The organism is Actinomycetospora sp. C-140 (assembly GCF_054796175.1).
This window is the reverse complement of record NZ_JBTWNF010000001.1, coordinates 557358-569816: the sequence shown is the minus strand read 5'-3', so window position 1 is coordinate 569816 and position 12459 is coordinate 557358. Positions and strand designations below refer to the sequence as shown.

Here is a 12459-nt window from a genome sequence, read left to right as displayed (position 1 = left end):
CCGGGATGGGGCACGAGGAGGAGCCGCTCGTCGTGGTCGGGGTCGACGGGACCGCGCACGGCGCGGTCGCCCTGCGCGAGGCCCTGCTGGAGGCCGCACGCCGCGGGGCGCGGGTGCTGGCCGTCTCGGCCTGGGACCGCCGAGAGCTGACGCCCGACGACTTCTCCGGTGGGCACGTCCACGCCCCGGACGACCGGCGAGTGCGCGAGCAGCGCACGCGCGAGTGGGTCGACGAGGTGCGGGCGGGCGTGCCCGACCTCGCCGCGGTCCCCGTGGACGTCGAGGTGATCCCCGGTCACGCCGGCGAGGTGCTCGTCGAGCGGGCGCACCAGGCGGACCTGCTCGTCGTGGGTCACCGCGGCCGGGCCGGGCTCGCCAGCGTCGCGCTCGGCTCGGTCGGGCTGACCTGCCTGCTGCACGCGCCCTGCCCCGTGCTGGTGGTCCCCGCGATCGGGGCCGCCCTGCGCCCGCCGCCCGAGGCGGCCGCCACCGCCCGGTGACGGCCCCACCGTTCACAGGAGAGACGACATGTTGCAGAAGATCCCGGGCATCCCGGACGGCATTGCGGCGTTCGACGCGGTGGGGACGATCACGGCGGACGACTTCGCGGCCACGATCGAGCCGGTGCTCGACGAGGCCGCACGCGAGGGCCGCCGGCTGCGGATCCTGCTCCGGCTGGGGCCCGAGTACGAGGGCTTCACCGCCGGCGCCGTGTGGGGCAAGACCGAGGCCTGGATGCGGCACCCCCGGCTGTGGCGCTACATCGAGGGCTACGCGCTCGTCAGCGACATCGGGTGGATCGACGAGTTCGTCCACCTGGCGAGCTTCCTCGTCTCCTTCCCGATGCGCGTCTTCGGCGACGACGCCTTCGACGACGCCGTCGCCTGGCTCGTGACGCTGCCGCAGACCTCGGGGGCGACCCACGACGAGGCCGCGGGCCGGGCGCCCGCCTCCTGGTGAGCGCCACCACCGAACGAGCGACGACGGGCGGCGTCCGGCCGCTGACCGAGCTGCGGGCCACCGACGCCGACGAGGTCGGCGGCAAGGCCGCCCACCTCGGCGAGCTGATCGCCCTGGGTTTCCCCGTCCCGGACGGCTTCGTGCTCCCGGCGGAGGCCTACCGCGCGGCGATGGACACCGCGGGGATCCGTGACGCGCTCGCCGCCGGGCACGAGGACGCCCTCGCCGCCCCGCCCGAGACGCTCCCGGGGCTCTGCGCGGCACTCGGCGACCGCGTCCGGGCGGCGGGGATGCCCGGGGCGCTCGCCGAGCACGTCCGCGCCGCGTGGGAGCACCTCGGCCGTCCCGTCGTCGCCGTGCGCTCGTCGGCGGTGGGGGAGGACGGCGCGCAGGCGTCGTTCGCCGGCATGAACGCCTCGTTCACCAACGTCCGCGACGCCGACGAACTGCTCGGGCGCATCGTCGACTGCTGGGCGTCACTGTTCGGCGCCCGGGTCGTGGCCTACCGGGCGGCCCGCGGCAGCGCCGGCGAGCCCGCGATCGCCGTGGTCGTCCAGACGATGGTGCCCGCGGAGCGGGCCGGCGTGGCCTTCACGGCAGACCCGCGGACCGGCGAGCGCGACCGGGTGCTCGTCGAGGCGGCGCTGGGGCAGGGCGAGGTCGTCGTAGGCGGCACGGTCGAGCCCGACACCTACGAGGTCGACGCCGCGAGCATGCAGCTGCGCTCGATGCACGTCGGGACCCAGACGCACGAGGTCGTCCGCGGGCCCGACGGCGCCGACACGACCGTCTCCCTCGACCCCGCCCAGGGCGGCGCACCGGTCCTCGCGCCCGACGAGGCGCTCGCGATCGCCGCCCTGGCGCGCCGCGTCGAGGAGCACTACGGGCACCCGCAGGACGTCGAGTGGGCTCTCGCCGGTGGACGTCTGTGGCTGGTGCAGGCTCGCCCGATCACGACGGGCGTCGGCGTCGGACCCGCGGGACCGTCCGCGGGTGGACGCCTGCTCCGCGGGCTGCCCGCGACCCCGGGGCGCGTCAGCGGGCCCGTCCGGGTGCTCCGGAGCCCGGACGACGGTGGCGCGCTGCGGCCCGGCGAGGTGCTCGTCGCCCCGCTGACGAGCCCCGACTGGCTGCCGACCCTGCGTCGCGCCGCGGCGATCGTCACCGACACCGGCGGCGCGACCTGCCACGCGGCGATCGCCGCCCGTGAGCTCGGCGTGCCCTGCGTCGTGGGCACACGCCGCGCCACCACGGTGCTGACCGACGGCCGGGTCGTCACCGTCGACGGCAGCACCGGCGAGGTGTTCGCCGGGCAGGTCACCGCCGCCCGTGGGACCGGCGACGCCGCCGCGGGCACCGCCGTCGCCACCGTGCCCCCGGCGGAGGTCGCGGTCCGCGAGCCCGCGACCGCGCCCGCCGAGCCCTCGCCCGGCGACGTGACGCCGCTGGGCACCGAGGTCCACGTCAACCTCGCGCTGCCCGAGGCGGCCGCCCGGGTCGCCGTCCAGCCCGGGGTGGACGGCGTCGGGCTCCTGCGCGCCGAGTTCCTCCTGACCTCGGCCCTCGACGGCGTCCACCCCCGCGAGGTCGTGGCCCGCGGGGAGCAGGAGCAGTTCGTCGACCGGGTGGCCGCGTCGGTCGGTCTGATCGCGGCGGCCTTCGCGCCGCGTCCCGTGATCTACCGGACCACCGACCTGCGGAGCAACGAGTTCCGGGGCCTGAGCGGAGGTGACCGCCACGAACCGGTGGAGAACAACCCGATGATCGGCTTCCGGGGCGCCTACCGGTACCTGTGCGAACCCGAGGTGTTCGCCCTCGAGCTGCGCGCGCTCGCGCGCGTCCGCGAGCGTTCGGCGAACCTGCACGTGATGCTGCCGTTCGTCCGGACACGCTGGGAGCTCGAGGCCTGTCTCGAGCTGATCGACACGAGCCCGCTCGGGCGCCGGCGCGGGTTGCAGCGGTGGCTGACGGCCGAGGTGCCCTCCGTGGTGTTCCGCCTGCCCGAGTACCTCGGCTGCGGCATCGACGGCGTCTCGATCGGCAGCAACGACCTCACCCAGCTGATGCTCGGGGTGGACCGCGACAGCGAGCGCTGCGCCGAGGTCTACGACGAGGGCGACGCCGCCGTCGTCGACGCCATCGAGCGGATCCTCGCCACCGCCCGCCGGCACGGCGTGCCGTCGTCGCTGTGCGGCCAGGCGCCGACCCGCCGTCCCGAGTTCGCCGAGGTGCTGGTCCGGGCCGGGATCGGCGCGGTGTCGGTCGACCCGCACGCCGTCGGTGCCGTCCGGGCGGCGATCGGGCGTGCCGAGTGTCGCGTCCTGCTCGACGCGGCGCGGGCCGGGGGGCCGCCAGGACCTCCGGCCACCCGGCCGGGTCCGTCCGCCCCCTCCGACCGACCGCGAGCCGGGTGACGGTGGCGGGCATGACGACCACACGCACCTGGACGGTCACGCTCACCTTCGAGGACGACGACGGCGGGGTGACCTGGGCGCGGGCGGTGCTGGACAGCGCGCCGGACGACGTCCTCGGCCGGGGTGAGGTGCTCGCGGTCGAGGGACGCGCCGTGCGGTGGCCGGACCACCCGGCCGTCGGGATCATCGGGCGCGAGGCGGCCGCCGCCCGGGCGCTCGTGGCGCTCGGGCACCAGCTCGGCGACCACGCCTTCGACGACGCCTTCGCCAACGCCTACGGACGCCCGGCCCTCGGGGCGGGCCCGACCCCGTGACCACCGGGATCGACCCGCTGGCCCTGCTCGCCGTCGGGATCTGGGTCGCGGCGGGAGTGCTGGCCGCGCTCGTGCTGCTGGGCCGCCAGGGCTACCGGGACTGGCGCTGGTACGTCGCGGGCGCGGTGCTCGGCCCGCTGTTCATCCCGGTCGCCGCCGAGCGGGCGGACCGCTCGACGACCGTGCTCGCGACCGACGGCACCGTCCCGCACACCGGGGCACCGACGGTCGTCGTCGGCGTCGACGGGTCGCCCGGGGCGGACGCGGCCGTGCGGTCGACCGCGGCGCTGTTCGACGCCCGGACGGCCCGTGTCGTCCTCGTCGCCGTGGTGGACCCGGAAGCCGCCCATCGCAGCGACGACGAGCGGCGCGCGCGGGCGCGGGCGATGCTCCTCCAGCGGGCCGGGTGGTTCGGTCCCGGCGGCGTCGCCGACCGCGTGGTCCTCGAGGTCGTCGGCGGACAGCCGGCTCGCGCACTGCGGGACGTCGCCGCGGCCCAGCACGCGGCGGTGATCGTGGTCGGCCGACGGGGCACCGGTCTAGGCCCGCGGCTGCTCGGCGACGTCGCCGGCCGGCTCGTGCGGCGTGCCGGGGTGCCGGTCCTGCTCGCCGAGCCCGCCAGGACGCCGGACCCCGGGGCGATCGGGCCGAACGGCCCTGCCGGGCGCCGGGCGACCGGCTCAGCGTCCCGGGCATGACGTCGACTCCTGAGGCCGTTCCGGCCACCCGCGTCCCACCGCCGGTCGTCGAGCTCCGCGGAGCGATCGCGGGCGACCTCGCGACCTACGTCCGGGACAAGATCCTGCGTGCCCTCGACCGCGGGGTCCGCCCGATCGGCCCGGCGCGCGTCCGCGTCGTGCGCCACGACGACCCGGCGCGCGAGCGACCGGTGGTCGCCGCCGCCCACGTCGACGTGGCCCGGCGTCGGTTGCACGTCCACGCGGTCGCCGAGGAGCCCCGGGAAGCGGTCGACCTGCTGATCGACCGGCTGGCCCGCCAGATCGGCGACGCCCACTCCCGTCGGCAGCACCACCACCGCGGTGGCGCCCCGGACGCCGGGGACCCGGACACCGCGATCGGCCGCCACGACGTCGTGCAGGCCGTGCCGACCTCCGCGGCCGACGCCGCCGCGATCATGGAGGACCGGTCGGAGGCGTTCCACCTGTTCGTCGAGCGGACGACCGGGCGGCGGGCCGTCGTCTACTGCGCCGGCCCGACCGGTCGCCGGCTCGCCGTCGACGACGGGTCCGGTCCGGCCGCGGCCACGCCCGACGTGACCACGAGTCCCCACGCCGCCCGCTCGCTCACCCCGGAACGTGCCGTCGAGCACCTGCGTCTCGCCGACATGCCCTTCCTCTTCTTCCACGACACCGAGGCCGACCGCGCACGGGTCGTCCACCTCGACCACCGGGGACGCGGGGTCCTCGTCGACGTGGAGACCGGCGCGGACGGGGACGCGGAGATCGGCGGGGACGTGTCCTGGTCCTCGCCGTGACCGTCCGGGACGTGGCGGCCGGCGTGCTGGTCGCGCTGGCCGTCGCCGCCTGGGTGTTCGGGACCGCGTTCCTGGCACCGCTGGACGGCGCGCGCGGCACCGCGGTGGTCATGACGGCGCTGGGTCTGGCCGCGGCGCTGGTGGGCGGGACCTGGCACGAGCCGGTGCGCAACCCGACCGTCCTGCGGGCACCGGCGGCCCTCGGCCTCGTCGCGATGCTCGCGGCCCTCACGGGCATCGCCACCGGGAGCCGGGCCGCCCTGTCGGTCCTCGTCCTGCTGCTCGTCGTGCTGTGGATGCTGGCCACCCTGCACCATCTCTCCGGGACGAGGCGCCCGCCGCCGCGGTGAGGAGGGGGCGTTCTTCAGGCCCCGGCGTCGTCGGTGGACGGCTCCGGGGCCTCGCTCGGCCCGGACTCCGCCGAGGGCTCCGAGGGCTCCGAGGGCTCCGAGGGCGTGGTCGAGGGGGTGGCGGGCCGGTGGGACGCCGTGCTCGACGGCCGTGCCGACGCGGTGCCCGTCGGCCGGGACGTCGATGCGGACGTCGATGCGGACGTCGATGCCGGTTCCGCCGGTGCGGTGGTGTGCCCGGGAGCCCGCGCCGTCGTCACGGCGGCCGGGGGACGGGCGCGGACGGCGACCGCCGAGACGGGTTCGTCGACCGGGCCAGGGCGGCGCGGGGCGCTCGACCCCCGCGGCCCCGGGACCGGCGGCGCAGGCGGCGTCGCGGCGTCGGGCTCGCCCGGAGCGACGAGGGCGGAGGCCCCGGACGCCGGCGCGGCCAGATCCGTCATCACGGCCAGGGCGGTCGACGCACCGAGCGCGACACCACCCACCACGGCCGCCACGGCGGCCGTCCGGGCGAGCCGCCGGGGCGGTCGCGCGGTCCCGGTGGCGGCCGCCCGGTCCCGGCAGACGGTGAGCGTCGTGGCCACCTCGACGGCACCCGGTCGCTCCCGGGGATCGGTCGCCGTCATCCTGCCGCCCAGGGCGCGCAGGGTCGCCGTGCCCGGCGCGCGGGGCCGCACGCGCGCGTCGAGGAGGATCCGTCCCAGGGCGTACACGTCGGCGGCGGGCCCGGTCTCGCCGGCCCGCTGCTCGGGGGCGCGGTAGCGGCTGTCGTCGGGGAGCCCGGACCACCGCTCGACGAGGGCGGCGACACCGCACTCGGCGATCATCGGGCGTGACCCGCCGAGCAGGATCCGCTCGGGCGTCAGCGCTCCGTGGGCGGAGCCGTGGCGGTGCACGACCGCGAGGGTTCCGGCGAGCTGTCGGGCGAGCTCGGCGAGCTCGGCGACCGTGAACCGGTGGGCGAGGCGCTGCGCGAGCGTCGTCCCCGGGACGCGCTGGCAGACCAGGAAGATCTCGCCTCGGTGCACCCCGCCGTCGAAGAGCTCCACGAGACCGGGCCGGTGCAGGTGGACCGGCGACGCCGGCGACGGCGGCAGCGTGGGGTCGGGGTCCGCGCCCTCGGCGGGCGTGACGAGCACGATCGCGACGCCGCGGCGGAGTCGCGTGTCCCAGCCGTCGTAGACCCGGCGGCGGCGGTCGGCGGTCAGCAGGGGGCCCCGCCGATACCGCCCCGCGATCACGAACGTGTCTGCCCCGGCGCCGTCGGCGGCCGGGGTGTCGACCAGATCCACGGCGTCCCCCCTCGCTCAGCTGACGACGAGCCTCGGGGGGCCCCGAGCGGCGCGGCAGCGCCGGTCGCACCGTCACGGCCGGGACGGGATACCGGCCGGTCGCGGGCCCTTGGTCCCTGGAGCCCTCCGGCGCACCGTCCGACGGTCGGGGCGGAGGTGGAGAACATGACAATCATCCGACGCCAGGGCCCCATGACCTCGGGCGAGGTCTTCCGGCAGTTCGACCGCATGTTCGACGACTGGATGCGTGCCTTCCCGGTGCGCGCGTGGGACCAGCCGGGGCTGCAGGCGCCCGAGGAGATCATCAAGGTCGACGAGTACCGCGAGAACGGTGATCTGGTCATCAAGGCCGAGATGCCGGGCATCGACCCCGAGAAGGACCTCAGCCTGACCGTCGCCGACGGGATGCTCGACCTGCGCGCGGAGCGCAAGGTCACCGAGGACACCGAGGACAAGGGCTACCACCGGCACGAGCTGCGCTACGGCACCTTCGCCCGCCGCCTGCCGCTGCCGGAGGGCGTCGATCCCGACGCCGTCAGCGCGTCCTACAAGGACGGGATCCTGACCGTCCGCGTGCCCATGCCCGCGATCGAGAAGGCGGCCGAGCCCACGACGATCGCCATCGAGAAGGGCTGACCCGGACGCGCGAACGGGACACGTCGACCGTTCGTGTCCGGAGGATCGTCGCTCCGGAGCACACCGCTGGACGGTGCGGCGGATTGTCCGCCGTCCGCACAGTGGGACTCTGGGGCAGCAGAGGGCCGGTGCGACCGGGGAGGTCGCGGCCGGTCCGCGGGGTGGGGGTCACGGCGGGGGCGTCGTCGAGATGCGGGGAACCGAGGTCCTGGTCGTGTTCGAGAGCGACCTCGTCGCGGCCCCACACGTCCGGAGCTGCGTCGAGGAGGTGCGCGCCTCGGGCGTGCCGCTCGTCGTGGAGCCCGCGCTCGTCGACGGTGGGCCGGGTTCGCCCTGCCGTCTGCACCTCGGCGGTGCGCTGTCGTTCTTCACGAGCAGTGGCGCGGCCCTGGTCCTCGCCGCCGCCAGCGAGCCCTGCCGGCGGACCTTCCGCCTCGATCTGGCGCAGCTGGAGTTCCTCGGTCTGCGGGGATGCGACGCCCTGCTCAGCGGTACCCGCGACCTCCGCGAGCACGGCGGGGTCCTCGTCGTCGAGCACCCGCGGGTCGCCGTGCGGCGGGTCCTGCGGCGTGGACTGGCCGGAGCGCAGAACGTGTCCGTCGAGTGACAGCGCGTACCCAGGACGTTCGGCCCTGTCGACGGAGGGCGCGCACGACCGAGGGTGACGCGGGCGCGGGCGGCCCGCTCGTCCCCGATCCCGACCCCGATCCCGACGAACAGGATGCGATGACCACCCAGCTCCCCCTCCGTCCGAGGTCGCATGCCGGGACCGACGGAGAGACCGTCGCCAGCACCGTCCGTCGTCTCGTCTCGGAGTTCCCCGGTCGCTCGCGCGCCCTGGTGGCGACGACGGTGGTCCGCTGCCGGGGCGACCTCGACGGCGTCCCGCCCGGCGCCGTCCCCGAACTGCTCGAGCGGCTGGCCCGCCAACGGCTCCTCGAGTCCTCCTGACGAGCCGGTCCGGGGCAGGAGATCCTTGGGCGGAGTTGCGTCCGGCGGCTGATCGTCCGGACACGGAGCGCGACCGTAGGGTCATGAGGTCGTCGGGCTCATCCCGACCCCGGCGGCAACCGGACCGTCGGTCGCCCCGCCTCCCCCCGCGAGGGCGGCCGACGGTCCCGGCCTCCCGGCCTCCCGGCCTCCCGGCCGCCGCGCCGGCCCGCCGGGACCCGGGGCACCACCGATCAGGCCGTTCGTCCCTGACGCCCGGCCCGTGGTGGGCGGCAGGTTCCACGGTGTGATCGAGACGGCGGACAGGATCGAGAAGCCCCCGGCGGTCCGGCGCGGTGCGCGGATGCCCGACTACGACCGGGCGCGCCGCACGTTCTCCTGGTCCGCGGCCCGCGCGGAGATGAGCGGGCTGCCGGACGGCCGTGGCCTCAACATCGCGCACGAGGCCGTCGACCGGCATGCGGCCACCCGCGGCAACGCGGTGGCCCTGCGGGTGCTCGGACCGGACGGCAGCACCGAGGTCACCTACGCGGAGCTGCGCCGGCGGACCAACCGCTTCGCGAACGTGCTCCGGGCGCTCGGCGTGGGACGTGGCGAGCGCGTCTACACCCTGCTGCCGCGCACGCTCGACCTCTACGTGGCGGCCCTCGGCACGCTCAAGGCCGGATGCGTGCTCTGTCCGCTGTTCTCCGCCTTCGGCCCGGAGCCGGTGGCCCAGCGCCTGCGTCTCGGCGCCGGCCACGTGCTCGTGACGACGTCGCGGCTGTACGAGCGCCGGGTCCGTCCCGTCCGCAGCGAGCTGCCCGCCCTGCGTCACGTGCTGCTCAGCGGCGACCCCGCCGCCCTCCCCGACGACGGCGAGGAGGACCTGTCGTCGCTGCGCAACGCGCTCGCCGCCGTCGACGACGACTTCGCCATCCCGCCCACCGATCCCGAGGACGTGGCGCTGCTGCACTTCACGAGCGGCACCACGGGCACGCCGAAGGGGGCCGTGCACGTGCACGACGCGGTGGTCGCCCACCACGCGACCGCGCGGGCCGCGCTCGACCTCGGGCCGGGCGACGTCTTCTGGTGCACGGCCGACCCGGGCTGGGTCACGGGGACCTCCTACGGGATCGTCGCCCCGCTGACCCACGGCGCGACGCTCGTGGTCGACGAGCAGGAGTTCGATGCCGACCGCTGGTACGAGATCCTCGCCGACCAGCGCGTCACCGTCTGGTACACCGCACCGACGGCCCTGCGGATGCTCGTCCGGCACGGTCCCGAGGCCGCGGCCCGCCACGACCTCTCGGCGCTGCGGCACGTGGCGAGCGTCGGCGAGCCGCTCAACGCCGAGGTCGTCCGATGGTCGGCGGACGTCCTCGGGACGCCGGTGCACGACAACTGGTGGCAGACCGAGACCGGCGCGATCATGATCAGCAACTTCGCGGCGGAGGAGGTGCGCCCCGGGTCGATGGGACGACCGCTGCCCGGTATCGAGGCCACGGTGCTCGAGCGCGGTCCCGACGGACGCGCGCTGCGCACCGACGGCCACGTCCGCGAGGTCGCGACCCCCGACGTCGACGGGGAGCTGGCCCTGCGCGTGGGGTGGCCGTCGCTCTTCCGGGGCTACCTGCACCAGGAGGAGCGGTACGCCGCGTCGTTCGCCGACGGCTGGTACCTCACCGGTGACGTGGTCCGGCGGGACGCGGACGGGTGGTACTGGTTCGCGGGCCGCGCCGACGACGTGATCAAGACCGCCGGCCACCTCGTCGGGCCGTTCGAGGTGGAGAGCGTCCTCATGGCGCACCCCGCCGTGGCCGAGGCCGCGGTGATCGGCAAGCCGGACCCCGTGGCCGGGGAGCTGGTCAAGGCGTTCGTCACGCTCCGGCCGGGGTGGACCCCGGACGACACCCTGCACGGCGACCTGCTGGCCTTCGCCCGGCGACGGCTCGGCAGCGTCGCGCCCAAGGAACTGGTCGTCGACCCGCACCTTCCCCACACCCGCAGCGGGAAGATCCTCCGCAGGCTCCTGCGGGCCCGTGAGCTCGGCCTGCCCGAGGGCGACCTGTCGACGGTGGAGACGTCGTGAGCACCGTCGGCGCCGACCAGCTCGACCTGCTGCGCGGGATGGTGCGGGTCCGGCGCTTCGAGGAACGCTGCGTCGAGCTCTACAGCGGCGAGAGCATCCGCGGCTTCATGCACCTGTGCATCGGGGAGGAGGCCGTCGCGGTCGGGCTCGTGGGCGCGCTCGCGACGGACGACGCCGTCGTGTCCACCTACCGCGAGCACGGCCACGCCCTGGCTCGCGGCGTACCGATGACGGCGATCCTCGCCGAGATGTTCGGCCGCGCGACCGGCTGCAGCCGGGGCCGCGGCGGCTCGATGCACCTCTTCGACGCCTCCCACCGGTTCTACGGCGGCAACGCGATCGTCGGCGGGGGACTCCCGGTGGCGGTCGGCCTCGCCCTGGCCGACGCCCTCGCGGAGCGGCCGGTGGTCACCGCCTGCCTGTTCGGCGACGGCGCGGTCGCCGAGGGCGAGTTCCACGAGTGCCTCAACCTCGCGGCGCTGTGGCACCTGCCCGTGGTCTTCTGCTGTGAGAACAACCGCTACGCGATGGGCACGGCCCTCGAGCACGAGCACGCCCAGACCGATCTCGCGCTGCGTGCCGCGGGCTACGGGATGCTCGCGTGGGCCGTCGACGGCATGGACCCCGAGTCCGTCCGCGATGCCGCCGAGCGCGCCCTCGCCCTCGTCCGCGGCGGGTCCGGTCCCTGCTTCCTGGAGCTGCGCACCTATCGCTTCCGCGCCCACTCGATGTACGACCCCGACCGCTACCGTGACCGCGCCGAGGTGACGCGGTGGAAGGAGCAGGACCCGGTCGACCGCCTGCGGGACCGGATGCTCGCCGCGGGCGACCTCGACGACGAGGGCTGGCGCGGGCTGGTCGCCGACGTCGACGCCGAGATCGCCGAGGCCGAGACGGCCGCCGCGGCCGCCCCGCTCGAGCCGGTCGAGGACCTCGAGCGCTTCGTGTACGCGGAAGCGCCGTGAGTACCGAGGCGGCGGCGACCGCGACCGCTGTCCCCGACGGCGCGGGGCCGATCACGTATCGGGAGGCGCTGCGGGAGGCGCTGCGCGAGGCGCTGCACCGCGACGAGCGCGTGTTCCTCATGGGGGAGGACGTCGGCCGCTACGGCGGCTGCTTCGCGGTGAGCCTGGGTCTGCTCGAGGAGTTCGGACCCGAGCGGGTGCGCGACACCCCGCTGTCGGAGTCCGCGTTCGTCGGAGCCGGCATCGGGGCCGCGCTCGGCGGCCTCCGGCCGATCGTCGAGATCATGACGGTCAACTTCAGCCTGCTGGCCCTCGACCAGATTCTCAACAACGCCGCGACGCTGTCGCACATGTCCGGCGGCCAGCTCGCCGTGCCGCTGGTCATCCGGATGACGACCGGTGCCGGACGGCAGCTCGCGGCGCAGCACTCGCACAGCCTCGAGGGCTGGTACGCCCACATCCCCGGGCTGCGCGTGATCGCCCCGGCGACCGTCACCGACGCCCGCGGCATGCTCGCGCCGGCCCTCGCGTGCCCCGACCCCGTCCTGCTCTTCGAGCACGCCGGCCTCTACGGCTCCCGGGGTGAGACCGGCGCCGGGGCGGTCGCCCTGGACGGGGCGGCGGTCCGACGTCCCGGCACGGACGTCTCCCTGGTGACCTACGGGGGCATGCTCCCCACGGCGCTGGCGGCCGCCGAGCGACTCGAGGCCGCGGGGACGAGCGCCGAGGTCGTCGACCTGCGCTCCCTGCGACCGCTCGACGAGGACACCGTCCTCGCCTCGGTGCGCCGCACCCACCGCCTCGTGGTCGTCGACGAGGGCTGGCGCAGCGGGAGCCTCGCGGCCGAGGTCGCGGCCCGGGTGGCCGAGCGGGCCTTCTACGACCTCGACGCGCCCCCGGAGCGGGTGTGCACCGCCGAGGTCCCCGTCCCCTACGCGGCCCACCTCGAGCGGGCGGCGCTCCCCGCCGTGGACGACGTCGTGGCCGCCGCGCGCCGCACGGTGGGCTGAG

Annotated in this window: 14 protein-coding genes; 13 read left to right on the top strand and 1 reads right to left on the bottom strand. The window is 76.1% G+C overall.

Annotation, left to right across the window (positions count from 1 at the left end; all coding sequences use genetic code 11):
• Nucleotides 1–5: 5 nt before the first annotated feature.
• From ACR9E3_RS02830 to ACR9E3_RS02800, 7 genes are read left to right on the top strand one after another with little or no spacing between them, the layout of a single operon-like run.
• Complete coding sequence (locus ACR9E3_RS02830) at nucleotides 6–500, top strand: universal stress protein (protein WP_460378287.1); 495 nt, start codon at nucleotides 6–8, stop codon at nucleotides 498–500.
• Nucleotides 501–528: 28 nt separating this feature from the next.
• Nucleotides 529–960 carry a SpoIIAA family protein gene (locus ACR9E3_RS02825; RefSeq protein ID WP_460378285.1) on the top strand — a complete coding sequence of 144 codons (432 nt, stop codon included), beginning with the start codon at nucleotides 529–531 and terminating at the stop codon, nucleotides 958–960.
• Nucleotides 957–3374: a phosphoenolpyruvate synthase gene (gene ppsA, locus ACR9E3_RS02820; RefSeq protein ID WP_460378283.1), complete on the top strand. Its 2418-nt coding sequence runs from the start codon at nucleotides 957–959 to the stop codon at nucleotides 3372–3374. The genes ACR9E3_RS02825 and ppsA overlap by 4 nt, the downstream gene beginning before the upstream one ends.
• An 11-nt stretch (nucleotides 3375–3385) precedes the next feature.
• On the top strand, nucleotides 3386–3688 hold the full coding sequence (locus tag ACR9E3_RS02815) for a dsRBD fold-containing protein (RefSeq protein ID WP_460378282.1): 303 nt from the start codon (nucleotides 3386–3388) through the stop codon (nucleotides 3686–3688).
• Nucleotides 3685–4386 (top strand): universal stress protein, encoded by a 702-nt coding sequence (locus ACR9E3_RS02810; RefSeq protein WP_460378280.1) that lies wholly within the window; start codon nucleotides 3685–3687, stop codon nucleotides 4384–4386. The genes ACR9E3_RS02815 and ACR9E3_RS02810 overlap by 4 nt, the downstream gene beginning before the upstream one ends.
• Entirely contained in the window at nucleotides 4383–5183 is an 801-nt protein-coding gene (locus ACR9E3_RS02805; RefSeq protein WP_460378278.1) for an HPF/RaiA family ribosome-associated protein, read from the top strand. The genes ACR9E3_RS02810 and ACR9E3_RS02805 overlap by 4 nt, the downstream gene beginning before the upstream one ends.
• A complete protein-coding gene (locus tag ACR9E3_RS02800) occupies nucleotides 5180–5533 on the top strand; it encodes a hypothetical protein (protein ID WP_460378276.1) in 354 nt (117 codons plus the stop codon). Before ACR9E3_RS02805 ends, ACR9E3_RS02800 begins: the two co-directional genes overlap by 4 nt.
• Nucleotides 5534–5547: 14 nt before the next feature.
• On the opposite strand, the gene ACR9E3_RS02795 is transcribed toward ACR9E3_RS02800, so the two are convergent.
• Nucleotides 5548–6825: a hypothetical protein gene (locus tag ACR9E3_RS02795; protein WP_460378274.1), complete on the bottom strand. Its 1278-nt coding sequence runs from the start codon at nucleotides 6823–6825 to the stop codon at nucleotides 5548–5550.
• A 165-nt stretch (nucleotides 6826–6990) separates the two neighbouring features.
• Between ACR9E3_RS02795 and ACR9E3_RS02790 the strand changes: the two genes are divergently transcribed.
• From ACR9E3_RS02790 to ACR9E3_RS02765, 6 genes are all read left to right on the top strand, one after another.
• Nucleotides 6991–7461, top strand: a complete 471-nt coding sequence (locus ACR9E3_RS02790) for an Hsp20/alpha crystallin family protein (RefSeq protein WP_460378272.1) — start codon at nucleotides 6991–6993, stop codon at nucleotides 7459–7461.
• Nucleotides 7462–7675: 214 nt separating this feature from the next.
• Nucleotides 7676–8068 carry an STAS domain-containing protein gene (locus ACR9E3_RS02785; RefSeq protein WP_460378270.1) on the top strand — a complete coding sequence of 131 codons (393 nt, stop codon included), beginning with the start codon at nucleotides 7676–7678 and terminating at the stop codon, nucleotides 8066–8068.
• Nucleotides 8069–8187: 119 nt separating this feature from the next.
• Nucleotides 8188–8412, top strand: a complete 225-nt coding sequence (locus ACR9E3_RS02780; protein WP_460378268.1) for a hypothetical protein — start codon at nucleotides 8188–8190, stop codon at nucleotides 8410–8412.
• A 286-nt stretch (nucleotides 8413–8698) separates the two neighbouring features.
• Complete coding sequence (gene acsA / locus ACR9E3_RS02775) at nucleotides 8699–10483, top strand: acetate--CoA ligase (RefSeq protein WP_460378267.1); 1785 nt, start codon at nucleotides 8699–8701, stop codon at nucleotides 10481–10483.
• Nucleotides 10484–10521: 38 nt separating this feature from the next.
• Complete coding sequence (pdhA, locus tag ACR9E3_RS02770) at nucleotides 10522–11448, top strand: pyruvate dehydrogenase (acetyl-transferring) E1 component subunit alpha (protein ID WP_460378390.1); 927 nt, start codon at nucleotides 10522–10524, stop codon at nucleotides 11446–11448.
• Nucleotides 11445–12458: an alpha-ketoacid dehydrogenase subunit beta gene (locus ACR9E3_RS02765; protein WP_460378266.1), complete on the top strand. Its 1014-nt coding sequence runs from the start codon at nucleotides 11445–11447 to the stop codon at nucleotides 12456–12458. Before pdhA ends, ACR9E3_RS02765 begins: the two co-directional genes overlap by 4 nt.
• Nucleotide 12459: the final 1 nt, after the last annotated feature.

Coding starts and splice junctions, on each gene's coding strand:
- ACR9E3_RS02830 (WP_460378287.1), top strand. CDS start 6: ATGGGGCACGAGGAGGAGCCGCTCGTCGTGGTCGGGGTCGACGGGACC.
- ACR9E3_RS02825 (WP_460378285.1), top strand. CDS start 529: ATGTTGCAGAAGATCCCGGGCATCCCGGACGGCATTGCGGCGTTCGAC.
- ACR9E3_RS02815 (WP_460378282.1), top strand. CDS start 3,386: ATGACGACCACACGCACCTGGACGGTCACGCTCACCTTCGAGGACGAC.
- ACR9E3_RS02805 (WP_460378278.1), top strand. CDS start 4,383: ATGACGTCGACTCCTGAGGCCGTTCCGGCCACCCGCGTCCCACCGCCG.
- ACR9E3_RS02790 (WP_460378272.1), top strand. CDS start 6,991: ATGACAATCATCCGACGCCAGGGCCCCATGACCTCGGGCGAGGTCTTC.
- ACR9E3_RS02780 (WP_460378268.1), top strand. CDS start 8,188: ATGACCACCCAGCTCCCCCTCCGTCCGAGGTCGCATGCCGGGACCGAC.
- pdhA (WP_460378390.1), top strand. CDS start 10,522: ATGGTGCGGGTCCGGCGCTTCGAGGAACGCTGCGTCGAGCTCTACAGC.